At 38.8% G+C, this 24,118-nt stretch carries 22 protein-coding genes and 1 riboswitch; of the genes, 9 read left to right on the top strand and 13 right to left on the bottom strand.

Annotation, left to right across the window (positions count from 1 at the left end):
* The first annotated feature begins 7 nt into the window (after positions 1-7).
* On the top strand, positions 8-1,471 hold the full coding sequence (locus AC1M9A_RS10455) for a phospholipase D family protein (protein ID WP_180028276.1): 1,464 nt from the start codon (positions 8-10) through the stop codon (positions 1,469-1,471).
* Between the two features lie 30 nt (positions 1,472-1,501).
* Here AC1M9A_RS10455 and AC1M9A_RS10450 read toward each other — a convergent pair whose 3' ends face one another.
* Entirely contained in the window at positions 1,502-1,948 is a 447-nt protein-coding gene (locus AC1M9A_RS10450; protein ID WP_092767573.1) for a hypothetical protein, read from the bottom strand.
* Between the two features lie 199 nt (positions 1,949-2,147).
* Between AC1M9A_RS10450 and AC1M9A_RS10445 the strand changes: the two genes are divergently transcribed.
* On the top strand, positions 2,148-2,615 hold the full coding sequence (locus AC1M9A_RS10445) for an RcnB family protein (RefSeq protein WP_481589245.1): 468 nt from the start codon (positions 2,148-2,150) through the stop codon (positions 2,613-2,615).
* 33 nt (positions 2,616-2,648) lie between these two features.
* Here the strand turns inward: AC1M9A_RS10445 and AC1M9A_RS10440 are convergent, their stop codons facing one another.
* The 4 genes from AC1M9A_RS10440 to AC1M9A_RS10425 form a co-directional block, all read right to left on the bottom strand.
* Positions 2,649-3,146, bottom strand: a complete 498-nt coding sequence (locus AC1M9A_RS10440; protein WP_180028278.1) for a phosphate-starvation-inducible protein PsiE — start codon at positions 3,144-3,146, stop codon at positions 2,649-2,651.
* Between the two features lie 161 nt (positions 3,147-3,307).
* Positions 3,308-5,089, bottom strand: a complete 1,782-nt coding sequence (locus AC1M9A_RS10435) for an acyl-CoA dehydrogenase C-terminal domain-containing protein (RefSeq protein ID WP_180028279.1) — start codon at positions 5,087-5,089, stop codon at positions 3,308-3,310.
* A gap of 169 nt (positions 5,090-5,258) precedes the next feature.
* On the bottom strand, positions 5,259-7,061 hold the full coding sequence (locus tag AC1M9A_RS10430) for an acyl-CoA dehydrogenase C-terminal domain-containing protein (protein WP_180028280.1): 1,803 nt from the start codon (positions 7,059-7,061) through the stop codon (positions 5,259-5,261).
* Positions 7,062-7,371: 310 nt separating this feature from the next.
* Entirely contained in the window at positions 7,372-7,998 is a 627-nt protein-coding gene (locus AC1M9A_RS10425) for a hypothetical protein (protein ID WP_180028281.1), read from the bottom strand.
* A 133-nt stretch (positions 7,999-8,131) separates the two neighbouring features.
* On the opposite strand from AC1M9A_RS10425, the gene baeS reads away from it, so the two are divergent.
* Positions 8,132-9,793, top strand: coding sequence for a sensor histidine kinase efflux regulator BaeS (baeS, locus tag AC1M9A_RS10420; protein ID WP_035265564.1), 1,662 nt, complete (start codon positions 8,132-8,134; stop codon positions 9,791-9,793).
* A gap of 18 nt (positions 9,794-9,811) precedes the next feature.
* The gene (locus tag AC1M9A_RS10415) at positions 9,812-10,498 is read left to right on the top strand and encodes a response regulator (RefSeq protein WP_092767563.1); all 687 of its coding nucleotides are present in this window, start codon (positions 9,812-9,814) and stop codon (positions 10,496-10,498) included.
* A 148-nt stretch (positions 10,499-10,646) separates the two neighbouring features.
* Here the strand turns inward: AC1M9A_RS10415 and AC1M9A_RS10410 are convergent, their stop codons facing one another.
* The 8 genes from AC1M9A_RS10410 to AC1M9A_RS10375 form a co-directional block, all read right to left on the bottom strand.
* Positions 10,647-10,910, bottom strand: a complete 264-nt coding sequence (locus AC1M9A_RS10410; protein WP_481587175.1) for a hypothetical protein — start codon at positions 10,908-10,910, stop codon at positions 10,647-10,649.
* A gap of 16 nt (positions 10,911-10,926) precedes the next feature.
* Positions 10,927-11,331, bottom strand: a complete 405-nt coding sequence (locus tag AC1M9A_RS10405) for a DUF6988 family protein (RefSeq protein WP_481587176.1) — start codon at positions 11,329-11,331, stop codon at positions 10,927-10,929.
* A gap of 121 nt (positions 11,332-11,452) precedes the next feature.
* Positions 11,453-11,821, bottom strand: coding sequence for an MmcQ/YjbR family DNA-binding protein (locus AC1M9A_RS10400; protein ID WP_481587177.1), 369 nt, complete (start codon positions 11,819-11,821; stop codon positions 11,453-11,455).
* A 69-nt stretch (positions 11,822-11,890) separates the two neighbouring features.
* Positions 11,891-13,336: a protein adenylyltransferase SelO gene (locus tag AC1M9A_RS10395; RefSeq protein ID WP_481609072.1), complete on the bottom strand. Its 1,446-nt coding sequence runs from the start codon at positions 13,334-13,336 to the stop codon at positions 11,891-11,893.
* Between the two features lie 148 nt (positions 13,337-13,484).
* Entirely contained in the window at positions 13,485-14,651 is a 1,167-nt protein-coding gene (locus AC1M9A_RS10390) for an acyl-CoA desaturase (RefSeq protein ID WP_035265557.1), read from the bottom strand.
* 231 nt (positions 14,652-14,882) lie between these two features.
* The gene (locus AC1M9A_RS10385; protein ID WP_481596044.1) at positions 14,883-15,596 is read right to left on the bottom strand and encodes a glycerophosphodiester phosphodiesterase; all 714 of its coding nucleotides are present in this window, start codon (positions 15,594-15,596) and stop codon (positions 14,883-14,885) included.
* A 139-nt stretch (positions 15,597-15,735) separates the two neighbouring features.
* Positions 15,736-16,320, bottom strand: a complete 585-nt coding sequence (locus AC1M9A_RS10380; RefSeq protein ID WP_481610149.1) for a cob(I)yrinic acid a,c-diamide adenosyltransferase — start codon at positions 16,318-16,320, stop codon at positions 15,736-15,738.
* A 96-nt stretch (positions 16,321-16,416) separates the two neighbouring features.
* Positions 16,417-18,255 (bottom strand): TonB-dependent receptor plug domain-containing protein, encoded by a 1,839-nt coding sequence (locus AC1M9A_RS10375; RefSeq protein WP_481610148.1) that lies wholly within the window; start codon positions 18,253-18,255, stop codon positions 16,417-16,419.
* A 37-nt stretch (positions 18,256-18,292) separates the two neighbouring features.
* Positions 18,293-18,508: riboswitch (cobalamin riboswitch) on the bottom strand.
* Between the two features lie 142 nt (positions 18,509-18,650).
* Here AC1M9A_RS10375 and AC1M9A_RS10370 point away from each other — a divergent pair.
* The 5 genes from AC1M9A_RS10370 (at position 18,651) to AC1M9A_RS10350 (ending at position 23,937) form a co-directional block, all read left to right on the top strand.
* A complete protein-coding gene (locus AC1M9A_RS10370; protein ID WP_481591711.1) occupies positions 18,651-19,295 on the top strand; it encodes a phosphoribosylanthranilate isomerase in 645 nt (214 codons plus the stop codon).
* On the top strand, positions 19,276-20,520 hold the full coding sequence (gene trpB / locus AC1M9A_RS10365; protein WP_035265544.1) for a tryptophan synthase subunit beta: 1,245 nt from the start codon (positions 19,276-19,278) through the stop codon (positions 20,518-20,520). The genes AC1M9A_RS10370 and trpB overlap by 20 nt, the downstream gene beginning before the upstream one ends.
* Positions 20,521-21,072: 552 nt before the next feature.
* Complete coding sequence (locus AC1M9A_RS10360; protein ID WP_481610147.1) at positions 21,073-21,585, top strand: DUF1543 domain-containing protein; 513 nt, start codon at positions 21,073-21,075, stop codon at positions 21,583-21,585.
* A gap of 230 nt (positions 21,586-21,815) precedes the next feature.
* A complete protein-coding gene (locus AC1M9A_RS10355) occupies positions 21,816-23,459 on the top strand; it encodes a nitrite/sulfite reductase (RefSeq protein WP_179998965.1) in 1,644 nt (547 codons plus the stop codon).
* Positions 23,452-23,937 (top strand): DUF934 domain-containing protein, encoded by a 486-nt coding sequence (locus tag AC1M9A_RS10350; protein WP_481587188.1) that lies wholly within the window; start codon positions 23,452-23,454, stop codon positions 23,935-23,937. The genes AC1M9A_RS10355 and AC1M9A_RS10350 overlap by 8 nt, the downstream gene beginning before the upstream one ends.
* The last annotated feature ends 181 nt before the right edge of the window (positions 23,938-24,118 follow it).

Genomic DNA, 24,118 nt, shown 5'->3' with positions numbered 1-24,118 from the left:
TTTTGTTATGCGTCTATTTAAACGAATTCACCAAAAATTAAATTGGTCAAACCGACGTTATGTTGGTCTGATTCTCGGTATGCTGACCATCGGCTATTTAGCCTCAGCGCTTTATCATATTTATAAACCATTACCAGAAGGGCTTAATTATTCCGGTAAATTACGGCATGCAAATGTGAAATTCCTAGCAGACCAAACTTATATAGATACGGCGGGTCAGCGACAGCAGCATCAGATTTTTGATGAAATTCTCAATCTTATTGAGCAAGCGCAAACCACAATTGTGTTAGATATGTTTCTGTTCAATCCTGAAACTGGTCAGTCTCAAAATCAACATCGCGCCTTAACACAAGAACTGACCCAAGCACTCATTCAAAAAAAGCGTCTAACACCGAATATTGAAATTAAATTAATCACTGATCCTATAAATTCAGTTTATGGTGGAATAATCCCAGAGCACTATCGACAACTCAGACAAGCAGGAATTGATGTCATAGAAACAGATTTATCACCATTACGCGCATCGAATCCACTGTGGTCGGGCATTTGGTATTTTTGTTGTCAGAATTTAGGAAACAATGCTGAGAAAGGTTGGTTAAGTAATCCTTTCGGCGAAGAAAAAATTACCATTCGAAGTTATTTAAATCTTTTTAATTTTAAAGCGAACCATCGTAAAACCATCATAGTGGATACATTCGAGGGATGGAAAACACTAGTGACTTCGATGAATCCGCATGATGGAAGCTCAAGCCATTCTAATGTAGCACTTGTGGTCGAAGGGCATACAGCTGTCGATATTTTAAAAACTGAACAATCAGTGGCTTTATTTTCTAAAGCAAATATTCCAATGGTTATTGTGGGAGATGTACCAGAAGATAAACAGTTGCCACAAGTGCAAGTACTGACAGAAAAAGCAATATATGATGAAGTGCTGAAACTGATTGAATCTGCTCAAGGTGCTGATGCAAAAATAGATTTGGCAATGTTCTATTTATCAGAGCGAGAAATTATTGAAGCCTTAATTAAAGCTCACCAACGCGGTGTTAAAGTTCGTGTATTACTAGACCCGAACAAAGATGCATTTGGACGTACTAAAAATGGTATTCCAAATCGTCCTGTCGCGACAGAGCTCTATAAAGCTGGAATAGACGTACGCTGGTGTAATACACAAGGTGAGCAGTGCCATTCAAAAATGATTATTAAGCGTAGTTCAAATCAGGTTGAACTGATTTTGGGGTCGGCTAATTTTACTGCTCGTAATTTGAAAAATTATAATTTAGAAACTGATTTACGTGTTATTGGCTCTTCAAATCAGCAAGTTTTTAAAGATGCAGTACAGTATTTTGATACTGCTTGGATGAATTTAGAGGGTAAGCAAATGAGTGTTGATTACTCAGAATATGCAGAAGATTCAATAATGAAATATGCCATTTATCGATTCATGGAATGGAGTGGTCTCTCAACCTTCTAAAAAAATCCCTCGAAAGAGGGATTTTTTCATTTATGGATTCGGTGGAACTAATTTATCGAGTTCCTTATCATCAATCTGATCGAGCTCTTTAATATCGGTTTTAATTTTCCACTTAGACTCATCCTCAACAGGTTGAGGTAAACGTGCTTCTAACCAATCACAAACCACATCTGGCGTAAAATCAGGATGATTACACTGAATCACCCAAGATAAGAATTGTTTCGCCTCACCATTCATATAGGGTGGAGGAGACACTGGTAAAAACTGAGTGGGTAGGCGTTCATTTTTAGAAATGTAATTTAATACATGACCAAGTTCTTGAACCGTTTGCCAAGCTAAGGCATGGTCGATATTGATTTGAAATTTAAACCACCATGCATGTTCACCATCAGTGCCATAAGAATCGATATAGTTTTCTTGGACACTCGGAACTTTACAAAAAAATTGGTGCAGGCGATCAAAACTCATTTCAGGCACGGTGGATAATCTCGCAAAGTTAAAAATGGTTAGTCTAGCAGATTTACAAACAGACTCATGCAGATAAATAAAAGGTCTAAAGTATTAAATTTAAAATTTTAAATAATGTTCAAGATTTCTACATGATTGATCTATATTTAAGCTTTAGAATGAATTTTGAAAATAAAAGTAATCTTAAATTTGGAATGAGGTAATAGAGATGAACAATACATTATTGGTTAAGACTCTATTGGGTTCAGTGATTCTTTTAATAACGAGTCATACTTTTGCAGATAGTTGGGGTAATTACCAAGGTTCTAAGGTTCGACCTGTAAAACCAACACAGACTCCAATATATACTGGTAATGCAGATCGTCTAAGTAAGCCAGTCCCATTGCAACAACCACGTTTTGCTCAGAATAGACCTCAATTACAGCGACCATATCCTCCTTATCCAGCGTATCCGCAGCAGAATGGGATTACAGTGATCTATCAACAGTCTTTACCGACCACGACGACATATTCTAGCAAGCAGTCAAGTTTCGTAAATGGGCAGGGTGGTACTATTGAAATGAGTCAGTATATGCTGATTTCAGATTGGCGTCGTTATGGTCTTCCTGCACCACAAGTTGGAATGCATTGGATATACCAAAATGGTCGATATATCCAGATGCCAAATGATCGTTAGATGCTTAATCCAATTTGTCTAAGCCATCTTTATCTAAGCCAACTCATCATCTTCAGGGCGTGGTGTTTTTCCAAATGGTAAAGGTTTATCTTGGTGTTTATCTCTGATCACTGATGGAAAATTCCAAGAAGCAAAACGCACGACCAATATAGCGAATGCTAGGATTAAAATTGATCCTGTAATGATGACTAAATCAATATCAGCTTTATGGTCATGTTGAATATCTGAAATTAACAGACGTGTCAGGGCAGTGATGGCGATATAGATCAGAAATCTGACGGGCATATGATTGGTCTTAAAATAAATACCTACCATCGCACCTAGCTCTAAATAGATAAATAACAACAGAATGTCATCAATCGTTGCATATTGTTTTACCGTAAGAATATCAATCACGGTATGTCCTGCAGACCAAATTACCATGCAGCCAATAATAAAGAGCGCAATATAGTGGAAGCTCTCAACTGCTAGATTTCCAAAACGATCTAATAAGGATTCGATTTTTTCTACGGTAATATCTTTTTTAATCATGACATCTCCTCCTTTGAAAAAACCTGATGGTTTCATTGGAGTGATGCAAAATTCATGCTCATCTTATGTCTAAGCAGGGAAGACTATTATGAGTTGCTTTGAAAATAAGCAAATTTCAGGTAAAAAAAAGCCTGAAGAATCAGGCTTTTTTAAGATAAAACTTATGATTGATTTGTGAAGTAATCTTCGCTAAATCCCATCACGATTTCAGAGCTAGCTTTGATGCGAGCTAAACGTGTATTTAATTCAGGTAAAACGCGTTGGATGTAGTAGTTCACCAAAGATAATTTGTTCTCATAGAACTCACCTGATTTTTCACTCGCAGCTTTAGCAATTTTAGCAAACATATAGGTAAAGCTGAGTAAGCCTACCGCATGTAAATAATCAACCGCAGCAGCATTCGCATAATCAGGATTTTCCGCAGCACGTTCAAGAACAACTTGTGTAATCGATTCAAGTTCAGTTGCAGCATCAAGAGTGGCATCTTTGATGTAATTTAAGTCCGCATCTAATGCATTTGCAAAGTCACGAATTTCTTCGATATATTCTGCGATGAATTGTCCATTACATTTAATCGTTTTACGACCAATTAAATCTTGTGATTGAACGCCGTTCGTTCCTTCATAAATTTGTGAGATACGAAGATCACGGATACATTGTTCCATACCCCATTCACGAATATAGCCGTGACCACCAAAGACCATTTGGGCATCTAGTGTCGCATTGAAAGCAGTGTCTGTTAAATATGCTTTTGCGATTGGTGTGAGCAAAGCAACACGATTATTTGCTTTTGCAACTGCTTCTGGATCCGTCGAGAACTTTGTAATATCCAGTTGTTGACCTACATATACTGCAAATGCACGTGATGCTTCATTGTTCGCACGAGCATTTAAGAGCATACGACGTACATCACCGTGTACAAGAATACTATCAGCAGGTTTATTCGGAGATTTCACACCTGTTGCACTACGACCTTGTAAGCGATCAGTGGCGTATTGAGCAGCATTTTGATAAGCAAATTCTGAAGCGCCTAAACCTTGGATACCCATTGACAAACGTTCATAGTTCATCATCACGAACATTGCAGCAAGACCTTCGTTTTCTTTACCGACTAAATAGCCTTTTGCACCGTCAAAGTTCATCACACATGTTGCAGAGGCTTTGATCCCCATTTTGTGTTCAATAGAACCAGGGCTTACAGGGTTACGATCACCCAAGGTACCATCTTCATTCACTAAGAATTTAGGTACAATGAACAGAGAAATACCGCGTGAACCAGCAGGAGCATCAGGCGTTTTTGCTAATACAAGGTGAATAATATTTTCAGCTAAGTCATGGTCACCACCAGTAATAAAGATTTTCGTACCCGTGATGTTGTAAGTACCATCTTCATTACGTTCAGCCTTAGTTTTAATAATGCCTAAATCAGTACCTGCGTGAGGCTCTGTGAGACACATCGTACCTGACCATTCACCTGAATAAATTTTAGGGAGATAGGTTTCTTTTTGTTCTTGAGAAGCATAGCTATTTAATGCCATACCCGCACCCACAGAAAGAAGTGGGTAAAGCATAAATGATGGGTTGGTTGCAAAAAGCATTTCATCTGCAAGCACAGTCAGCATTTTTGGCATGCCTTGACCGCCCCATTCTTCGTCAGCACCTAAGCCAATCCAACCACCTTCTGCATATTGTTGGAACGCTTCTTTAAAGCCCGCTGGTGTGGTAACAGATCCATTATTATAAGTTGCGCCTTCTTCATCACCTGTGCGATTTAGGGGAAGGGTTACGTTTTGAGCGAATTTAGCCATCTCTTCTAAAATAGCTTCAGCTGTCGCAGCATCAATATGAGCTAAATTCTCATTTGATTGCCAAAATTGTTCAGCTTGAAATACATCATTCAAAATGAACTTCATATCTGTAAGAGGCGCATTATAGATTGGCATTTTCGTTCACCTTTTTTTGTTTAAATATCTTTAGTTCTTAGCAGTCTATCGAAGCATATTAGGACTTGTTAGACGACTAAAGGTTAATATCTCGAATTTATTTATAAAGAAAAAGGACGGCCAAATCTATGACTGTCCTTTTTCTTTTACACATATTTAATATGGATCATTAGAATGCAAAATGTTCAGCATCCAAAGTCATTAATGGTTCTAATCCACCTGCAATTACGTCAACATGTGAGCGAACGCGTGGAAGGATCTTCTTGAAGTAGAAGCGAGCTGTTGTGATTTTCGCATTGTAGAAGTCAACTTCAGTTGAACCTGCTGCAAGTTGTTGTTGAGCAACTTGAGCCATGCGAGCCCATAAGAATGCTAGCGTTACATAACCAGAGAAGTATAGGTAATCTACTGCAGCAGCACCGACTTCATCAGGGTTTTGCATCGCGCGCATACCGATCTGCATAGTTAAATCGCCCCATTCTTTGTTGAGTGCAGCCAAAGGTTCAACAAACTCTTTCAAGTCTGCATTATCTTTGTTTGCTTCAGCGAATTTGTGAATGATTTTAGTGAAATCTTTCAACATCGCACCTTGAGTTTGCAGTACTTTACGACCTAACAAATCAAGTGCCTGAATTTCAGTGGTACCTTCATATAAGCAAGCAATACGTGTATCACGAACGATTTGCTCCATACCATGCTCTGAAATGAAGCCGTGACCACCAAATACTTGTACGCCTTTGTTTGCAGCTTCATAACCAACTTCAGTTAAGAATGCTTTAGCAATTGGCGTTAATAATGACAGAATGTTATCTGCAAATTTACGTTCTTCTTCAGTCGCGCCTTTCTCAACGATATCAGCATAGTGAGCAAGGTAGTACACTAGAGCTCGCCCACCTTCAGCAAATGCTTTTTGTGTTAAGATTAAGTTGCGAACTGCTGGATGCACAATAATAGGATCTGCTTCTTTTTCAGGTGCTTTAGGACCAGAAAGTGAACGCATTGCTAAACGATCTTTCGCATATGCCAAAGCACCTTGGAAAGATGATTCAGCAGCAGACAAACCTTGTACAGCTGTACCAATACGTGCAGTGTTCATGAAGGTGAACATTGCATTCAGACCACGGTTTTCAGGGCCAATCAAGTAACCTGTTGCACGATCAAAATTGATCACACATGTTGCGTTACCATGGATACCCATTTTATGTTCAATCGAACCACAACGAACAGCGTTGCGCTCGCCAACTTCACCATCAGCAGTTAAGTTAAACTTAGGTACGATGAATAATGAGATCCCTTTCGTTCCCTTCGGAGCACCTGGTAAACGCGCAAGAACGATGTGAACAATGTTGTCCGCCATGTCATGCTCACCAGCGGAAATAAAGATTTTTTCACCTGAAATTGCAAAGCTACCATCTGCATTAGGTTCAGCTTTTGTGCGGATAATACCAAGGTCAGAACCTGCATGAGATTCTGTTAAACACATGGTACCTGTCCACTCACCTGAAATCAGTTTTGGTAAGTAAGTATTTTTTTGCTCTTCCGTACCATGGTGTTCAATTGTACGAACTGCACCATGAGATAGACCTGGGTACATACCCCATGCCCAGTTCGAAGAACCGATCATTTCAGAAATGATAATGCCTAAAGAGTTTGGTAAGCCTTGACCACCATATTGTTCTTCAGCAGCTAAAGATGGGAATCCTAATTCTACATATTTTTTATATGCTTCTTTGAAGCCTGTTGGAGTAGTAACTACACCATCATTCCAAGTACAACCTTCACGGTCACCTACTTGGTTGAGTGGAGATAATTCGTTTTCACAGAAATCTGCAGCAGCTTCTAAATATTGATCAACCAACTCACGGCTTACGTTTTCTTGGAATGCAGGGAGTTTTGAAAAGTGTTCTTCAGCATTTAATAATTCATGCAAAACGAATTGCATATCACGTAAGGGCGCTTTGTATTGTGGCATATCGGGTTCCTCAATACTGGTTAAACCAGATTTATAATCCTAATAAAAAATGTCGTGTCATCCACGACACCTATTTTGTTCTATTACATCGTGCAATAAGTTATTGCTTGGTACAAGTTTTATAGCCATATTCTGTGTGACTGTAAAGTCAAAGAAAAAATATTAATTTTGGCTAAGTGTTTAGAGTATATAGTTTTTTCGTGAATTATATGTGAACAGAATAGTCAAAAACGTAATAAGTTATGACATAAAAAAAGGCGCAATATGCGCCTTTTTAATATTCAATCACTTAGTAGTGAGTTGAATTGAATTATGCGGATTTTTTTAAGTCTGGTTTAACGAGTGGTTGATTTGGTTTGAAATAAACTTTACATACACCGTTGATAGTCTGTTCACCCACTTTGATTTGAACTTTTTTACCATCAGTTTGCCCATTGCATGCTTGAAGTTTTGCATTTTGACTAACTTGCTGTTGCATCAAACGTTGATCAAATTTTTGAACAAGCTCAGTACGTTTGGCATCTGTGAGAGGTTCACCTTTTTGTGAACGGTTAGCTTGGACCGAAGTTGGCTTTTCAGCTTTAAATTGGGCACGTGCTTGCTCATGCATTTTTTTCATATCAGCACGATCCGCTACGAAACGGATATGACAAGTACCATCAATATTTTGTTTATCAGTTTTGATTTGAACAGTTTGACCGACAGCTTTGCCGTCGCATGCTTGACGAATTTGCTGCATCATCGCTTTACGGTCAGCACGCGCTTGTTTGAATTGCTCGCGTTGTTCAGGTGTTAAACGTTCTTTATGATGATGTTTTTTATCATAGTGACCCTTTTTAACGTCTTGAGGTGCTTGAGTTGTTGTTTGACATGCAGTAAGTGCGCCCATACTGATTAAACCAGTGGTCACCAATACAATTTTGTTCATCGCTTTCATTATGTTTATCCCCAAAGTTGTTTGGATTCGGTATAGGTAAAGATTAAATAATAAAGATGAAGAAACAATGGAGAGTTTTTTGAATCAGTGTTAGATACAATACTGAAAAACGAAGAAATAATGTGAGTTCAATTTGAATATACGTCGCGTACCAATCGCACTACGCTTATTTTTTACAGTACTGTTAACGACATTGCTCATTACGACGGTTAGCTTAAGTGTGCTGCATTGGACGATGCAAAAAAACTTCACCAAATATGTAGCTGATGTAGAAATGCAAAAGCTTGATCATCTGATCGATAATTTAGCGGGCGTATTCTCTGTTTATCAAGATTGGGGCAATGCCGTTCAAGCTCAGATTTTACAAATTGAAGGTGAAGCTGCACCCGATGATTATGATCGACTATCACGTTGGTGGTTACGTCGCCAATATGATATTGCATTGCAACAGCGTTATTTCAAAGAACATACATTAATTAGCGAAATTGAGTCACAAAGAACGCAAACTATTAGTCCTGAAGAGCTGAAAGTCTTAGAAGAAAATTTACCTTCTGCATTTCAGCCATTTGAAGGATTGCGTTTCCCATTAAGTTCAAATCAGAATCAGACAAGAACCACGAACAGTTCTGATAAATCACATGAAAATAAGCTTTCTAGTTTGAGAACTTCTGAATACCAGCAGGGCAAGAAACTATTTATATCTATGTCTGATCACTTGGGTTTAAGTTCTAGACTTTCCTTATATGATGCAAAACAACAGTTTATCTTGGGTGAACCATCAGAGAATATGGTGTCGTATCGACCGATCACAGTTGATGGAAATATTGTGGGGTATCTCGGGCTAAGACCTGTTTTAGATCAAGATGATGCTTTAAGTATTAATTTCTTTAGCAATCAAAAGCGTTATTTATTTTTAATATATATTCTGACATTTATTTCGAGTTTGGTTGCTGCCTTATTATTAGCAACTTATTTTAGAAAGCCAATTCAACGCTTATTAAATGCAACACGAGAATTAACCAAAGGGAATTTTCAGCATCAGGTGAAAGTAAATCGTAACGATGAGCTTGGCGATCTTTCGACTGAAATTAATCAGTTAGCTGTGATTCTAGATCAGCATGAAAACTCTAGAAAGCAGTGGGTTGCAGACACTTCGCATGAGTTAAAAACGCCGCTGGCTGTTTTGCAAGCACAAATTGAAGCAATGCAAGATGGAATACGTAAACCAACGCCTGAACATTTTGCTTCAATGTTGGCACAAGTTTCGAGTCTGAAAAAATTAACACAAGATTTGGCTGCGTTAGCACAAGCTGAAGCACAACAACTCAATTTTGATTTCAATGAAATTGACCCTTGGAGTGTCGTGTTAAATGAGATTGAAAATTTCAAACCTAAATTTGAACAAGCCGATCTCACGATTAGCGCAGAGGGGCATGGAACGAAATTACAATTAGATGTAGATCGTTTTAAACAAATTATGGTCAACTTACTCGGTAATACTATTCGCTATACGGAAGCCGGTGGAAGAATTCATGTGCATACGATCGAAAACGATAAGACTTGGTCGGTGATTGTTGACGATAGCCCATTAGGTCTTACTGATGAGCAATTGGCTCATTTAGGTGAGCGTTTCTATCGAGCGGATGATTCTAGAACACGTAGTACTGGCGGAACTGGATTAGGTCTAGCATTATCGTGCAAAATTGCACAAGGCATGAAGGGCTCCTTGAAGTTTGACCACTCACCATTGGGTGGATTGCGCTGCATCCTTACATTTCCAAAGAAATCGTTTTAAATTGAAGAAGGGTGACATATGAAACATGTGATGCTGGTTGAAGATGAAGTAGAACTTGCTCAATTGGTGCGAGATTATCTTGAAGCAGCTGGCTTTGAAGTCAGTATGTTTCACGATGGTCAAGAGGCTTATGATAGCTTTTTACAACGTAAACCAAGTCTAATGGTTTTAGATTTGATGGTACCTCGTATGGATGGTCTCACGATCACCCGTAAAGTCCGTGAGCAGTCTGATTTGCCTATTATCATGGTGACAGCACGAACGGAAGAGATTGATCGTGTACTTGGTTTGAATATGGGGGCGGATGATTATGTTTGTAAACCATTTAGCCCTAAAGAGTTAGTTGCTCGTGTTCAAGCAGTGTTGCGACGTTTAGATCGTAAAGCAGAACCTGAAGAAAATAATTTATTCCGTATGGACAAAGGTCAACAACGAATTTGGTATCAAAACAAATCTTTAAATTTGACACCTACAGAATTTCGACTTCTTGAATTATTCTTAGAACACGTAGGTCAGGTGTACTCTCGTGCGCAATTATTGGATCATATCAACCCAGACAGTTTTGAAGTGGCAGATCGTGTGATTGATAGCCATATCAAAAACTTGCGCCGTAAAATCTCGGATGCCGCGGAAACAGGTAATCGTCATGAATGGGTTCAAGCTGTTTATGGGGTGGGATATCGTTTCGAATATCCTGAAGATTGATTCTTTGTGATAAAAAAAAGCGAATCTAGAAGTTCGCTTTTTTTTGGTGCGTTGGTTTTGGTTAGGGTCTCTACAATTGGCCATTTCATATGCAACTTTCATGTAACTTTGTTAGGATATGAGCTTATTAAAGGTGGCTATCGTATTTTTATTTAAAGTAAGCTTCGACTCTAGCTTTTACTATAGGATCAACATCATCAACCATATAAAAACAATATCTATATTTTTCGATCAAAACACTAATATATTTTTGTTTATCAGGAACTGTGTGCTTTAAGATTATCTGTGCAGCTACGGTTATTAAGTTATTTGATTGGCGCATCAAGGTGATCAGCATCTCATCTTTATATCCCATAACATCTCTAGTAAATGACTGTTTTACAGTATGTACTATGGAGTTAAGTTGCTTCAAATGATATTTTTTGAAATCACAAAGGGTGAATAGCCACCAAAATTATTGGCTGAGCAGGTAAGTTTGCAGCACCAAGCTTATCAAGCATTTCAGAAATCATTGGACATGTGTCGGATTCAAATTGCTCTTCAAATGTGTAACTAAATTGCAATTTTGATATTTGATGATTACTTGCAAGAAATAATAACCAATATGCTCTGACTACAGCTTCAAATTGTGATCTAAGTAAAATCATAGCTTGTGTTGGTAGATTTGAAGATAATAAACCACTTACTCCAAGCCCATGCTCAAATGAGATGTAAATACATTGTTCAACTAAGTCCAAACGCGGCCCACAATCGATAATGTCACTATTAATAATTTCTTGTTTTAGCTCTAAGATCATCTGAGTTGATAATCCAAAAAGTTGTTCTATATCCATAATGAATATCGTACTCATAGAGTTGTAATGATATAACCCAAATATAGAATGAGTTTTTCGTATTACTACTATTTATTAATTTAGCGTAATTATTGTTATAGAAAGCAATTTTTAACTTTATTCAAATGACTCTGAGTAAAGCGATATGCTTTTGTTCGGCTTTTTTAAGCTTCGATACCACAAGATTATAGGAATTGGAGATCAAATCTTTGATAAGCTCTTCATCCAATTCAGATTCATCATAGATGGAAACCCAGTGTCGTTTATTCATGTGCCATCCAGATCGAATATAAGGATAAATATCTTTTAACATATGTCCATGATCTGGTTCGACTTTTAAATTAATCGCAGCTTTGCCTTTTAAATGAAATGCGAGCAAAAAGACTTTATCCATAATTTTATAAACATCACATCCCTCACCAAACGGTTGACTGACAGTGACTTCAGGAAATTTTAAAGCTTGTGATGCTGCCAATTGATGTAAATGCATAGTCAAAACGAATGGGTATTGTGGATAATGATTAAATTATCCACAGAATGAGAGAGGTCTGTGAATAACTTATGATGAACAACTGACTTGAATTTCAGGGACGTCGCTAGCTAAAGGGCCTAAGTCTTCTGGTTGTTCAAGATGTTCTTGTTTGGTGTATGGTGTTTGAAGAAGTTTGAACAAGCGATCAACTTCAGAGAAATCATCACGTTCAGCAAGTTCAATTGCTTTCTGTGCCATATGGTTTCGTAGAACGTAGTGTGGATTGGCTGTTAACATCGCTTGATCGAGATCGTCAGTGTCTTGATTTTCCCGTATTGAGAGATATTGGTGAAGAAACCGCTCAAATGCGATACGATCAAGGCAATCATCTTTGATTTGTTCATACGCTTTATTCTGTAAACGAATAAAACTTTGGGTGTAATCAAGTTGTTCTGTTTGTAAAATATGTAGAAAAGCCATACCACAATCAAAGCTATCTTTATGAAAACTTGGTAATCCCATTTTTTGACTTAAACCAAGTTTATAGTGTTCCAGGAACGTTGGTTCATAGTGTTCTAAACAGTAAGACAAGTCTTGTTTCCATTGCTCTCGATCATAATTTTCTGGACAGAGAAGAATGAGGCTATTTAACCAAGTCCATAAATTCCAGTGCCCGATACTCGGCTGGTTCTGATACGTATAGCGTCCTTGGTAATCAGAATGATTGTTGATCCAATTAGGACGGAAACGCTCCATAAAACCATAAGGTCCGAAATCTAAAGTTGTACCGGTAATATTCAGGTTATCAGTGTTCATAACCCCATGGGCAAAACCTATCAGTTGCCACCTCGCGATCATGATCGCAGTACGTTGAATGACTTGAGTTGCAAAAGAAAGAACAGGTTGTTCTGTCTCCAAACATTCAGGGTAGTGCCATTCAATGCACTTTTGTGTAAATTCTTGCAGTAGATCTGGCTGAAATTGATTAATCCACTCAAAGTGACCTAAGCGAATATGTGTATCACACGTACGCAACATCATCGCGCCACGTTCAAGTTTTTCTCGTTGTACACCTTGATCTGATGATACAAAACCAATCGCATTACTGGATTGAACACCTAGGGCATTGAGGGCGTGTCCAGCCAAATATTCACGAATAACGGAACGTAACACTGCACGACCATCGCCTCTCCGAGAATAGGGGGTAGAGCCAGCACCTTTAAGATGTAAATCGACCGTGTTGTTATTTTGATCCAGGATTTGAGCAATGAGTAAACCGCGACCGTCACCAAGCTGTCCAGCCCATTGTCCAAATTGGTGACCCGCGTATACCATCGCCAAAGGTTCAAACTCAGCAAAAGTTTTTTGCCCGCTACAGATTTCTACCCAGTTCATCTTATCTTCTTGAGTCCACAGTAACTCATCTGCAAGTGCTACATTAAAATGACCAGGTTTAGCCCCTTTTAGAGGAAGAGGTTGTTGATGATGATACAGTCGAGCAGGTAGTGTGTTATAGCGAGAATTGAACTGCATATAATTTTTCAAAATGTGATGAACAACTTTGACTATAGCAAAATTCGATACATAAAACTGTGACTGCTACATTGGAAATGGTATCGAAAAAATAAAAAAAGCCCCGATCAACGGAGCTTTGGAGTAACTGAAGAGTCTCTTGAATGAGTTATTCAGATACTGGTGATTTCTTTAAATTACGAACCAATAAGTTCAATGTCTCTCTATGATGAGATAAACGTTGTTCAACCAATTGGAATTCAACTTTCAGTTTGCTATCCATTAAGTGAATTTTTTCAGCAACAGCTGCTTTTTTGGCATTAATTTCTTGCTCTTTAAGCTTCGCCCAATCATTTAAAGTTTGCGTAAATGCTTCATATTCTTGAGCAATTTTTGTTTTAACTGTCACGATATCATCATTCACGTTATGGCCGTAAACAGCGAGATCTTGTTGCGCATATTTAAACTTCATTGCAAGCTCAGCTTTTTTAATATTAAAGCTTGGAATACGTCGTAAGTTTTTTGCTAGCCCTAGTTTTGAACACGTCCAGATCAACCATTTAGTTGGGTCGTATTGCCACCATTTTACGCCATTGCGATAGTCGTATTGGAAGATATGATGGTAGTTATGATAACCCTCACCCCAAGTCGCAATAGCAAGAACAAAGTTGTCACGTGCAGTATTTTCATCTGTGTACGGACGTTTGCCCCACATATGGCATAGCGAGTTGATAAAGAAAGTCACATGATGGCTTAAAATTAAGCGCATTAAACCACCCAACAATAACACTCCCCAGACATCACCAACTGCCCATCCAATAGGAAGAAGAATAGCGGCATGAACGACAATCACGAGAGGGATGTAATATTTATCTTGGAACATGACAATTTTGTCAGCCAATAAATCAGGGGCGTTTTTGTAATTTGCTTCAGCTGCTGGATAGTTGCGTAGCATCCAACCGATGTGCGCGTACCAGAAGCCATTGTTAATTGAGTAGGGATCTTTTTCTACATCATCAACATGACGATGATGGGTACGGTGACCTGAGGCCCAATACAAAATGCTGTTTTGTACAGCAAAGGTTCCCATAATCATTAAAATGATTTTGAGTGGTACAGTCGCTTCATAAGCACGATGTGCCCATAAGCGGTGATAACCTGCGGTAATGCCAAGACTGCTCAGACCCAACAGCGCAAACATGCTGATCCACGCAGCAAGCGAGAAATCATGATGATAAGCATAAAGTGGAATCGCAATAACGGCGACAATAGGTAAAAACACCAATGCAAATACTGCAATCCAGTTGATTGGGGCTTTGGGTAGGGGAGCATTCATCTCCAACAGCACTCCTAGAACCTTTAATAGGTTAAAACTAAATCCACTCACAAATTTGTGAGGTTAGACTCGTTAATACTAACATGGGCGAACATGTGTTCACTAGCATTATTGTACAGTTGTATTGTTTAAACCGTAACAGAATACATCATTGTATAAATTCGACTTTGGACGAATTTCAAAAAATAAATTAGAGAAAAATAATCACTTAAAGCTATGAATTTAAATATATTATAGGTGAGACATCATTAACTTGGGATAATCAGTAATTAAGCCTTGGACTCCTAAATCCTTAAGCTGTTTCGCACGATCTATATGATTGACTGTCCAAATACTAATATTTAAATTTGCGGAAAGTGTGGATGCAATGATCTCATTTGTAGCAAGTTCGTTCATCCAACCAATTTGACAACATTCAAATTTCAAAGCTTGATCAATGGCTGCATGCTTTATATCGGTTTCAACCAGTAATCCACGCTTAAACCTTGATTTTTGCTTTTGAAGGGCTTGATGAATTTTAGGATCGAAACTGGTGATAATGGCTGAATCTTCAAAGCCAATTAATTGTTGATCTAAGGCATCGACAATTTTTTCTGCGGCCTTTATCGATTCAACAGCTTTGACCTCAACTTCAATATGATTAAAATTATGAATAATTTTGAGGGTTTGGTCGAGTAGCGGTGTAGTTTCGACTTTATTCCATTCAGACCACGTTACGGCATGATTATACTGCGCTAAATCTTGCTCATCACATTCGTATAAATGTTTAGCTTGGCCCGTAGTACGAATAAAGTCATCATCATGCATCACGATCAGAGCATTATCTTTGAGTTGACGAACGTCAAATTCTACAGCGCGGATACCAATATCTTGAATATATTGAAATCCACCGAGGGTGTTTTCAGGTGCTTCCCCACGCGCACCACGATGACCAATTATTTTCATAAATCACCCTGAAATTTCAGGGTGATTTTAGTGCTAAATCATGAATGAAATATGACGATTTTAAATCAAAATTTTGATCAAAAAAGCATTTTAAGTGGATGGGTCAATCAACATGAAGACCTTTTTTACACTTTTAAGGTCAGGGCTCAATCGTCTCATTGATATTCTTTTGCCAAAGCACTTCTGAGCCACCTTCAGCACGTTGTAAGGTACGAGATGCGACGAATAACCAATCAGATAAGCGGTTCAAAAGTTGTAATGATGTGGCTTGGATATTTTGATCACGTTGATGGACAGACATCACGCTACGTTCAGATCTACGGCAGACAGCACGTGCTTGATGAGCAAAACTGCAGACTAATGTACCAGCTGGCAAAATAAAGTCTTTTAGCATGGGTAATGCTTCGTTCATACGATCAATATCATTTTCTAAAAATTCAATACATACTGGTTGAACCAAGTTAAATCCAGGAATGCAGACTTCGCCGCCTAAATCAAATAACCAATGTTGAATCAGACTGAGTGATTTATCCCATTGAGCTTTGTCTTCAATGCTACTTAAAGCAATGTGCGAACGTAATACACCAATGGTCGCATTGAGTTCATCGACATCACCTAACGCATCGATACGTAAATCATCTTTAGGTACACGTGAACCATCGCCTAGTCCGGTAGTGCCCGTATCTCCCGTGCGGGTATAAATTTTACTTAAACGGTGACCCATGAGGTTTCCTTTAAATTTTTTTAAGTGCTAGATATGAAAAGAATCATGCCATAGGCATGACATGATTCTCAAAAGTATTTATGAGTCAAAGAATGCTTAGTATCTGAATGTCACACCAGCAGAAGCTAAACGTCCACCATTGACATAATATTGCTCACCAGCACTGTGAACAGTTTTATAGTTCACATCACCAACGTTTTCAATATTGGTAAACAGTTTTACATGCGGGTTAAGGTTCCAGAATGCATTTAAGTCTACTCGAGCATATCCTGGAATATCTTGGCTAAAATCCTTTGCTTTTGATTTGGCAACGAGCGAAGCACTTAAACCATAATTTGCATTTTGTAAACCTGCTGAAACAGTAACTGATTGACGAGGACGACGTAATAACTCAGTATTTTTTTCAGTATCTTCAGTTTTGATATATGTATAGCCTGCATTGATAAAGTACTGATCATTTGTCCACTGTGCTGTCAATTCACCGCCTGTCATTTGTGCTTTATCAACGTTTTGGTTTTGGTAAGTTGGGAACGTATTCACCCAATCGCCATCACAAGTACTGACGCAGATTGAATTAATTAGATTATCAACTTTGGTATAGAAAGCAGAAGCACCCAATGAAATATTAAGTGGGAGTTTTTGATCAATACCAATTTCATAAGAAATGCTTTCTTCTGGCTTAAGTTGTTCATTACCACCATAGGCATATAGATCATTTAATGTAGGTGCTTTAAATGCAGTGCCAATATTGGTGTAAATACTTGTTGTAGGAAGCAATTGGTATCTGAGTGCACCCTGCATGACTGTGTGTGAACCAAACTTTTCATTGTCTTCTAAGCGGATGCCAGCTTGCGTACTCAAGCCATCGGCTTGATATTGATGCTGAATATAGTAACCTGTTGAATTAATATCTTCGTTTAATGCATCGGTTTTAGCTTCAGTATTACGTTGGGTCACACCAACTAGAATATTTTGGGCTGGTACAAAATTCCATTTGCTATAAAGCTCAGCCTCTTGAGTTGTACTGTGTACAAAACTATTAGAAGTTACTTGCTCCAAATCATCTTTAAATTGGGATAAACGTGCATGAACTTCAAGCTGATCAGTTGGGTTAATGCGTCCCTTTGCATTTATGATTTCATTTTCAAAATCTTGACTTGAGAATGTACCCCAGTTGTTGTATTCCCCATTTCCTGAGTTCTGACTGAAATCTAAAGATGCAGCATAACGTTTTTGATCTATACCAAACTTGGCACTATAACCTTTTTGATCAAAGCTATAGTTACGTTTATCATTCATATTAAATACTGGCGTACCGTCAGTTTCTAATATTTGACCTCGAACTTGTGCATAGATGCCATTTTCAGCTAAATCTGCGCCAACAATCGATTTATAGGTGTTATTTTCACCAATTTCACCTGTAATAAAAGCTGTAGTTTTTTCTGGTTTGCGCGTGACAAATTGAACCACCCCTCCAATTGCATCAGTTCCATAAAGTACAGATGCTGGACCTTTTAGAACTTCAATTTGTTTAAGATCGGTGGTATCTAAAAATGGAATAGAGGCAGCACCAGTTGTCGCTGTATTTAAGCGGACGCCGTCACGTAGCACTAGAGTTTGATTTGAATTCGTGCCTCGTAAAAAAATTGAAGTTTGTTGACCGTAACCGCCAGATTGAACCACGTTAATGCTAGGATCTGTTTTAAGTAGGTCTGGCAGAGCTTTAATTGGTGACTGTTCGAGAATCTGTGGCTGGATAATTGAAATACGTGCAGGTACGTTTTCAAGCTTTTCTTCTGAGCGAGTAGCTGTGATTACAATAGTTTCTAAAGTTGCATTAGAAGTTGTTTGTTCTTGAGCAAAAACTGATGTAGTAAAACCCATCGCAATAGCGATTGCACCAACCAAAGCTGTTGGTTGACATTGAATAGACATAACGTGCTCCATACATTCACTTCCCCGTGAATGATTGAGTGGAAGAACACAACAAGCAGGTATCCGGACTCAAATGTAGTAACTGGATTACTTACATTTCCACCTTCCCACATATGACATGCAGTGGTGTAAATCTCTAAAAATTAGAAATCTATTGAGAAATGCTTTTCATTTTTTACCGTTGCGGGGGCAGTGTTGGATTTTCACCAACTTCCCTAAAGCGATTGCTTTGACTTGTTGCAAGTTGAGCGCAGTATAAAGAGCGCTTCTCATTTAAACAATCTTCACACCGAATATTCTGAGTGAACTTTACGCAAGATGAAAAAATTGCTTTACAATGAAGCGCCCAAAAATGATAGATCGGCTATGATGAGGGTGGATTAGAGCTAGAATAGATGCGAACTCGTGCAAAAATATGCGGAATTACCCGATTAGAAGATGTCCAAGCTGTTGTGCAAGCTGGTGCGGATGCCATAGGATTTGTGTTTTTTCCACCAAGTCCAAGACACGTAGATGTTGAGCAAGCATCACTGTTGGTTCAAGCGATTCCTGCTTATGTGCAATCAGTTGGATTATTTGTTAATAGTTCAGCCGAAGAGATCCAAAACATACTTAAAAAAGTCCCTTTAGATATTTTGCAGTTTCATGGCGATGAAAGTCCAGAACAGTGCAAACAAATTGCTCAAGCAGTGGGTCGCCGCTGGTATAAAGCAATTCAAGTAAAACCAGAACTAGATATCGTTGAAGAAATCAATAAATATCAAAAGTTTGGTGCGAGTGCTGTGTTGTTGGATGCATGGCATCCAGATTTAAAGGGCGGAACAGGCCACAGCTTTGATTGGACAACATTTCCAAAATTAAATATTCCATTGATCTTGGCAGGAGGACTAAACCCTGACAATATCGAGCAAGCAATTCTTACAACACAAGCATATGCTGTGGATGTGAGCGGCGGTGTAGAGTCCGCAAAAGGTATAAAAGACCAACAACTCGTAGAACGCTTTATGCAAGGAGTCCAACGTGGATCAGCAAACCGTTAATCAACAAGATCAAGTGATTGACTATACCCAATACCCTGATGCAAAAGGGCATTTCGGTATCCATGGCGGACGTTTTGTGTCAGAAACTCTAATGGCTGCACTAGAAGATCTAGAGCAACTGTATTTCCGAATGAAAAATGACGAACAGTTTTTGGCAGAATTCGACCGTGACCTCGCTTTTTATGTAGGTCGTCCAAGTCCGCTTTATTATGCTGAGCGATGGTCAAAGGAGTTGGGTGGTGCACAAATCTATCTAAAACGAGAAGACTTGAACCATACTGGCTCCCATAAAGTAAATAACACGATTGGTCAGGCTTTGCTGGCAAAGTTATCAGGCAAAAAACGTATTATTGCTGAGACTGGTGCAGGTCAACATGGTGTGGCAACAGCGACCATCGCAGCGCGTTTAGGGCTTGAATGTGTTGTATACATGGGTGCAGATGATGTGAAACGCCAAGCGATGAATGTATATCGTATGCGTTTATTGGGCGCGACTGTTGTTCCTGTCGAAAGTGGTTCTAAAACATTAAAAGATGCCATGAACGAAGCCATGCGTGATTGGGTAACAAATGTCGATTCTACTTATTACGTGATTGGTACAGTTGCAGGTCCACATCCATATCCTCAATTGGTACGTGATTTCCAATCGATCATTGGTCGTGAAGCTCGCCGTCAAATTCAAGAGCAAGCCGGTCGCTTACCTGATGCCCTTGTGGCGTGTGTCGGTGGTGGTTCAAATGCGATGGGCTTGTTCTATCCATTCCTGAATGATCAAGATGTGAAAATGTACGGTGTTGAAGCTGCTGGTTACGGTATTGAAACTGGTAAACACTCTGCTCCATTAAATGCTGGTCATGTTGGTGTGCTGCATGGTAACCGTACTTATCTTATGTCGGATGCACAAGGTCAGATTATTGAAACACACTCAATTTCAGCAGGTTTGGATTATCCTGGTGTAGGCCCAGAGCATAGCTTCTTAAAAGATATGAAGCGTGTTGAGTATGTTCCAATTAATGACAATGAAGCATTACAAGGCTTCCGCGACTTAACTAAGATTGAAGGTATTATTCCTGCACTTGAAAGTTCGCATGCGATGGCATATGTGACTAAGTTGGCTCCAACGATGTCTAAAGATCAAATTATTATTGCGACGGTTTCAGGTCGTGGTGATAAAGACTTAATGACAGTTGCACGCATTGATGGCGTGGAAATGGTAGAAATGTAATTCACCCTTTAAGCCTCTCCCTTTGGAATGAGAAGCACTGCTTCGTAAGGGGAGAGGTGCTATTTAGAAAATCGCATTTAAGCCATTGGATGCGATTTTTTTATGCGCTCTAGAAAAGCTAAAATATTTTCCTAAAATTTGATTTTTGGATCGGCGACATGGATGTCGTCTGTATTTCTGTGATACAGGCAAGTATCATCAGAAATACGAAATGATTTTGTTACTTTTACCGAAAAAAAGTAAGGCAGTTTGGAGTGTGAATCTATTTGAGATTCAGATTTGAAGAGCTATTTCATGGACTTACTTTTACGTTACTTTGGAAAAGCCCAAAGTAACCGAAGGCTTTCTGTTGAGCAGATATTACATTCTTGTAATACTGCTCAACGGGGGACATCCATGTCGCCACCACGTATCCATTATCGTTGAATTGGTCAGGTTAATCTTTAAACCCTGTATAAAAATCAGTAACACAGCCAATCCATTCTTTTCAGTAGTGGCAAATCCAAATTCAGGTATGATTAATGGTCTTGTCAAAGCCAAAGGAAATCAACCATGCCAAGCCTATTTCTTGTAATGCTCGGTGGTCGTCATGCACGTGCCAATACTGAAGTGCATGATGTGGTTTTGGCTGTTGGGGATTCACTAGAAGAAGTCTATCCTCAACTCAAAAATGCTTGGTTTGGTGAGCAGAAAGGCTTACATATTGATGCTTGGGCGAAGGTAAATGGAGTGGAATATAATGAGCAGCAATTCCAAATCCATTTTACAGATGCATCTCCTAATGAAAACGAAATGAAACTCTGGTTGATTAATTTGGGTGGGTACCACGTTAATGAGTTCGGAGAGCTACATCGTTATGTATTAGTACCCGCTTTAAATAGTGCATCGGCTAAAGAGCGTGGAAAATCATTCTTTGGAAAAGATTGGCAAAAACAGCATACAGATCGGGTTTTGGACGTTGATGATTGTATTGCCATTGATCATGTGCATGGTCGTTATGTGCAATTGATTGAGGGTCAATTTAAAGAAGGGTACTGGGAAAATACATACATCACGATCGGATAATTTTTAATAAAGAACAAATTTACTATCTATATGAATTTATGTGCTAAGAAGAGTTAAATAACATCTTTATGTGGAATAAGTGCTGGAATCCAGAGCTGGTCTATATATCAGTGATTCGAGTGATTACATATCAATAAAACCGCTATTAAATATGTAAAAAACGCATTTTATTGATAGATGAATAAAAGCTATGCTGTGCTTCGTTAAAATTAAACTACTAGCTGTACGCCATGTATTTATATACTGATTTCGATCAGCAACTGATCAATGAACGTGTTGCACAATTCCGTGATCAAACGGAACGTTATTTAGCTGGAAAGCTTACTGAAGATGAATATCGTCCATTGCGTTTACAAAATGGATTATATGTTCAGCGTTATGCGCCGATGCTTCGCGTCGCTGTACCTTATGGTTTGATGAACTCTAAACAGCTTCGTAAAATTGCTGAACTCGCTAAAGCGTATGACCGTGGTTATGCACACGTTTCTACTCGTCAAAACTTTCAATTTAACTGGCCAGCATTAGAAAATGTGCCAGACATGTTGCAAGAGTTGGCATCAGTTCAAATGCATGCGATTCAAACATCTGGTAACTGTATTCGTAATACAACAACAGACCAATATGCAGGTGTCGTTGCTGGTGAAATTGAAGATCCAAGACCGACATGCGAATTGATTCGTCAGTGGTCAACTTTCCATCCGGAATTTGCATTCTTGCCACGTAAGTTCAAGATCGCAGTTTCTGCACTTGCTGAAATCGACCGTGCTGCAACAGCATTTCATGATATCGGAGTGTATATCGTTCGCAATGAGGCGGGTGAAATGGGCTATAAAATCATGGTTGGCGGTGGTTTAGGTCGTACACCGATCATTGGTGCTGTGATCAAAGAGTGGTTGCCACGTGAAGACCTTATTGCTTACTTAGAAGCAGTACTTCGTGTGTATAACTTACACGGTCGTCGTGATAACAAATATAAAGCTCGTATCAAAATCTTGGTAAAAGCTTTAACACCTGAAGTTTTTGCTGAAAAAGTTGAAGCTGAATTTGCACATACAATTAAAACTTTAAAAGTTGATGCAGATACTCTGGCGAAAATGGACCAGAACTTTACACCATTTGCGTACCAAGATTATGCAGATGAAGATTTCTCAGAACTGTTTGCTGCACATCCGAAATTCAAACAGTGGTTTAACATCAATACCAATGCACACAAAGTGAAAGGTTACCGCATCGTAACAATTTCATTGAAACGTGCAGGCGTTGCACCAGGTGACGTGACCACTGAAGAAATGAACTTGATTGCTGATCTTGCAGATAAGTACACTTTTGGTGAATTGCGTACCACGCATGAGCAAAATATTGCCCTTGTTGATGTACCGCAAAAAGATTTATTTGAGCTTTGGACGATTCTTGAAAAGAATAACTTGGCTCGCGCGCACATTGGTTTCTTAACCGATATTATCTGCTGTCCAGGTGGTGATTTCTGTTCGTTGGCAAATGCGAAATCCATTCCGATTTCTGAAGCGATTTCACGCCGTTTTGATGATCTAGATACAATTTACAACTTAGGTAAATTGGACTTGAACATTTCAGGTTGTATGAATGCCTGTGGTCATCACCATGTGGGTAATATTGGTATTTTAGGTGTCGATAAGAAAGGCGCAGAATTCTACCAAATTACCTTGGGTGGTAATGCAGACCATGATGCATCGATTGGTGACATCTTAGGACCATCATTTGCTGCTGAAAAAGTACCAGATGTGGTGGAAGAAATTTTGAACACTTATCTTGATTTACGTCAAGAAGGTGAAGAGTTCATTGATACTTACCGTCGTGTAGGAATTCAACCATTTAAGGAGCGTGCATATGCTTAATACCGCACTACAAGTGCTCTCTAAGGATGGCACGATTGCAGACAATACTTATCAACTGATTGGTGAAGATGGCGTATTGCCACAAGGTGATGTGGTTTTAACGGTGGAGCAGTTAGACCAGCTTGCCAATGTTTCAGGTAAAAAAGCACTTTACCTAACCGTAGATGCCTCACCTGAAAACAATGAATTCCCACTTGATCAGCTTGATGCAATTTTTATTGAGTTTGCAGGTTTTAATGATGGTCGTGGGTATTCATTTGCCGCATTGTTACGTCGCCAAGGCTTCCAAGGCGAACTTCGTGCAACAGGTGATGTATTCAAAGACGTGTTGAACTACATGAAGCGTGCTGGTTTCGATACTTTCGTGATTAAAGAAGGTAAAGACATTGCAGAAGCAGCGGCAGGTTTAAACGACTTTACTCAACCTTATCAAGCGTCGACTGCTGTACCAAAACCAAATTATCAAACGGGTGCTTAATTTTATTAAGTGATAAAAAAGCTGAACTTAGGTTCAGCTTTTTTTATTTAATGGAAACAAGATTTAGGTATTCATAGTTCAGCCTAAGCGCTATTCAAAATGACACATAGAAGGTCAAAGTTTAATCATATGTCTATTTAGAGCAGATTTTTTTAATTCATTCAGAAATATATAGCGACAA

This window comes from Acinetobacter sp. ANC_7634 (assembly GCF_056779875.1).
The sequence above is the reverse complement of the archived record's forward strand: the minus strand, read 5'-3'. Positions and strand labels throughout refer to the sequence as shown.